At 62.8% G+C, this 1264-nt stretch carries 3 protein-coding genes; all 3 read left to right on the top strand.

Translation table 11 applies throughout. From position 1 onward, the window contains the following. Positions 1 to 290: integrase core domain-containing protein (locus FS320_RS43635; RefSeq protein ID WP_152718682.1), on the top strand; the 290-nt coding region annotated here is incomplete at its 5' end. Positions 291 to 298: 8 nt separating this feature from the next. After that, a complete protein-coding gene (locus tag FS320_RS43630) occupies positions 299 to 631 on the top strand; it encodes a Crp/Fnr family transcriptional regulator (RefSeq protein ID WP_244627772.1) in 333 nt (110 codons plus the stop codon). Positions 632 to 800: 169 nt separating this feature from the next. Continuing rightward, complete coding sequence (locus FS320_RS43625; protein WP_152718681.1) at positions 801 to 1052, top strand: hypothetical protein; 252 nt, start codon at positions 801 to 803, stop codon at positions 1050 to 1052. The last annotated feature ends 212 nt before the right edge of the window (positions 1053 to 1264 follow it).

The raw sequence follows: 1264 nt of genomic DNA, 5'->3' as shown, positions 1-1264 counted from the left end.
CCAATGGTCTCGTGGAGCGCTTCAACGGGCGGGTGCAGCGCGAGGTGCTGGGCATCACCATCTACAGCCATCGGGACCTCGAGACGCTGCTCAAGGGCTTCAATCAGGCCTATAACAGAAGACGTCAACGCGTGCTCAAGGGGCGATCCCCGGATGAGGTTGTGCGAAGCCGCCTGGCTGCCGAGCCGAAGCTCGCCAACCGCCGCTACAAGCCACCCGATGCAGACGCGTTGCCGCCAGCCCTCCAGGTCATCGCTCATGCCAAGGAGGTCTCGCATCCAGACACCTAGTCCTGCTGATGCACACCTTCCAGGCGGTGTCGTGCAATGCGGTCCATCCGGTGGAAGCCCGCTGCTGCCGCTGGATCCTGTCCATGCACGACCGGATGGAACAGGACACCCTGCCGCTCACGCATGAGTTCCTGGCCGAGATGCTGGGGGTGCAGCGCTCTTCAGTGAGCGTGGTCACCCGGACCCTTCAGACGGCGGGACTGATCCAGCAGTCCCGGGGCAGCATCACCGTGACCGACCGGCCAGGCCTCGAGGAGGTGGCCTGCGAATGCTACAGCAAGATCCGGCGGATCTACCAGCGCCTGCTGCCCGGCACGTACCCGCCAACCCACGCGCGATAAGGGGCTCCCGAGCCAAGGGGGAGGCGTCGTCCGCCGCGAGAAGAGATTGCTGTGGCCCGCTACTTCCTCGGGACGGGACGACGCTTGTGCGTGATGACGAGGGCTCCGCATTCGACAGTGTGGACGCTGCCGTGCAGGGATGGCAGCCCGCTCGGCGGCTGAGATTGGAATGAGCCGGCTGGTGAAGGGTGATTTCAGTGACGTCCTCATCGAGGCGCGGGATGAACGCGATCAGCGGATCGGTACGGGGCGTTGTCACATCAACGGGTTTTACGTGTCGATGCCGCCTCGCGCCCGAATGCCGAACCGTCCGGTTTCCACCACTTGTGCAGGCGGGGTTCACCGCCAAAATGGCCGTTACTCGCTTGATGTGACAATGCCTTTAGAGCGCATGACTCGTGGCTCCGGTTTCGGAGGTTGAGCCACGTGTTCTCTCACATCACCAACGGCAAACCGTCTGTCCGGAATGGCCGCAAGATCAGACGTCGAGTGGGAGCCCGGCCAGTTCAGTGCTCGACCGGGCAAAACCATTGAGCGCTACGACTTCGTGGCGTGAATGATGATCGATCCCACAGAAACCTTCGGCGCATCGACGCGAATGTCCGCTGCATTCTTTGAGATCCATTCCTTCGC

Origin of the sequence: Microvirga tunisiensis (genome assembly GCF_009296175.1) — a bacterium.
Taxonomy (GTDB): Bacteria; Pseudomonadota; Alphaproteobacteria; order Rhizobiales; family Beijerinckiaceae; genus Microvirga; species Microvirga tunisiensis.
This window is presented reverse-complemented; position numbering and strand designations above follow the sequence as displayed.